The sequence below is a fragment of the Methyloceanibacter marginalis genome, assembly GCF_001723295.1.
Taxonomy (GTDB): Bacteria; Pseudomonadota; Alphaproteobacteria; order Rhizobiales; family Methyloligellaceae; genus Methyloceanibacter; species Methyloceanibacter marginalis.
This window is the reverse complement of the sequence record NZ_LPWD01000250.1, coordinates 1-2,118: the sequence shown is the minus strand read 5'-3', so window position 1 is coordinate 2,118 and position 2,118 is coordinate 1. Positions and strand designations below refer to the sequence as shown.

Genomic DNA, 2,118 nt, shown 5'->3' with positions numbered 1-2,118 from the left:
CGAGAAGCGGGTCGAGGCGCTGCGTTTGGCGGAGGCCTTCCGCGCCCAGGTGATCGACGCCTCCACCGAGCATTTCGTGTTCGAGATCACCGGGCGCAATCCAAGATCGAGCAGTTCATCGTGCTGATGCAGCCGCTCGGTCTCGTCGAGGTTTGCCGCACGGGGCTGGCGGCCATCGCCCGCGGCCCGGAGCGGATGTAACGGGCCACTTGTCTTTTCGCGGGTCCGGCGGCAAAACCCGGGCCGAACCACATCTCAGACTTCATACGTAGGGGAACAGGTATGCGCGTCTATTACGATCGGGATGCCGATCTCAATCTGATCAAAGGCAAGAAGGTCGCCATCATCGGCTATGGCAGCCAGGGACACGCGCATGCGCTGAACCTGAAAGAGTCTGGCGTGAAGGATGTCGCGGTGGGCTTGCGCCCGGGCTCAAAGTCCGCCGCCAAGGCCGAAGGCGCAGGCCTCAAGGTCATGTCCGTGGCCGATGCCGCCAAATGGGCCGACGTGGTGATGATGCTCACCCCGGACGAGCTGCAGGGCGAGATCTGGCAGAACGACCTCAAGCCCAACATGAAGGAAGGCGCCGCGCTGTTCTTCGCCCACGGGCTCAACATTCATTTCAATCTCATCGAGCCGCGCGCGACATGGATGTCTGCATGGTGGCGCCGAAGGGCCCGGGCCACACGGTGCGCGCCGAATATTCGCGCGGCGGGCGTGCCCTGCCTGGTGGCCATCGCCCAGGACGCCACGGGCAATGCGCATGATCTGTCGCTGTCCTATGCGTCCGCCATCGGCGGCGGCCGCGCCGGCATCATCGAGACCACCTTCCGCGAGGAATGCGAGACCGATCTCTTCGGCGAGCAGTCCGTGCTGTGCGGCGGCCTGGTCGAGCTGATGCGCAACGGCTACGAGACGCTCATCGAGGCGGGCTACGCGCCGGAGATGGCCTATTTCGAGTGCGTGCACGAGGTGAAGCTGATCGTCGACCTCATCTACGAAGGCGGCATCGCCAACATGAACTATTCGGTCTCCAACACCGCCGAGTATGGCGAGTACGTCTCCGGCCCGCGCGCGACCAGGCGAGCAAGGCCGCCAAAGAGGTGCCTGACCGACATCCAGTCCGGCAAGTTCGTCAAGGAGTGGATGCTCGAGAACAAGATCAATCAGCCGAGCTTCAAGGCCATGCGCGCCAAATGCGACAGCCACGACATGGAAGTTGTGGGTAAGAAGCTGCGCGACATGATGCCGTGGATCGCCGAGCGCAAGATGGTCGACAAAGCCAAGAACTGACGCTCAGCCTCGGGGACATGATGCAACGTTTCGCGACTTCTGCCGGCCTGCTCGCGGCGCTGATCCTGTGCGGCGCTCAACCCGCCGTGGCGAAGCGACCGAGGCGCAGCTCGACGCCATCAAGGCCAATTGCCGCTCCGATTTCATGTCCAATTGCTGGGGCGTGCCGCGCGGCGGGGCGGAAGCGTTCCAATGCCTCAAGGAGCACATGGCGAGCCTGTCGGCCGGCTGTCAGACGGCGATCAAGGCCGCCACGCCCGCACCGGCCCCGGCAAAGGCACCTGCGCCTGCCAAGAGCCGGCTCCGGCGGCTGAACCTGCTCCTCCGGCCACGCCCGCGCCGGCGCCGCAACAAGAGGCTGCACCTGCCGAGGAGCCGCAGACGAAGTCGGCAAGCCCCGCACCGCAAGAAAGCACGCCGGCATCGGCCCCCAAAGCCGCCGCGGCGCCTCCACCCGAAAACGCCAGCGCCGGAAGCGGCCCCGCCGGCCAAAGCCGCGGCGACGGATCCGCCCCCACGCCTGAAGCTTCAGACGAGGGCCCGGCCATCATCGGCTTCATCCCGCCGCGCAAGAAGCTGATGGTCCAGCGCCATTGCCGCCAGGAGCTCGAGACCTATTGCGCGGATATCGATGTCGGCCAGGGCCGCGTCCTGCGCTGCCTGTTCAGCCACAAATCCGATCTGACGCCGGACTGTCAGGGCGCGCTCGCCAAGCTCAGCAATTGAGCGAACGGGCTTGTGCCGCTGCACACCAGTTTCGTCATGGCCGGGCTCGTCCCGGCCATCCACGATTGAGCCCACTGCACGGCCGCAAATCGTGGATGC

At 65.5% G+C, this 2,118-nt stretch carries 2 protein-coding genes and 1 pseudogene; all 3 read left to right on the top strand.

The features are described 5' to 3' along the window. Window positions 1–201: pseudogene (locus AUC71_RS09760) on the top strand (acetolactate synthase small subunit); the annotation flags it as partial. A gap of 81 nt (window positions 202–282) precedes the next feature. Further along, window positions 283–1,293: a ketol-acid reductoisomerase gene (gene ilvC / locus AUC71_RS09755; protein WP_244500886.1), complete on the top strand. Its 1,011-nt coding sequence runs from the start codon at window positions 283–285 to the stop codon at window positions 1,291–1,293. 192 nt (window positions 1,294–1,485) lie between these two features. After that, entirely contained in the window at window positions 1,486–2,019 is a 534-nt protein-coding gene (locus AUC71_RS09750) for a cysteine rich repeat-containing protein (protein ID WP_069624112.1), read from the top strand. The last annotated feature ends 99 nt before the right edge of the window (window positions 2,020–2,118 follow it).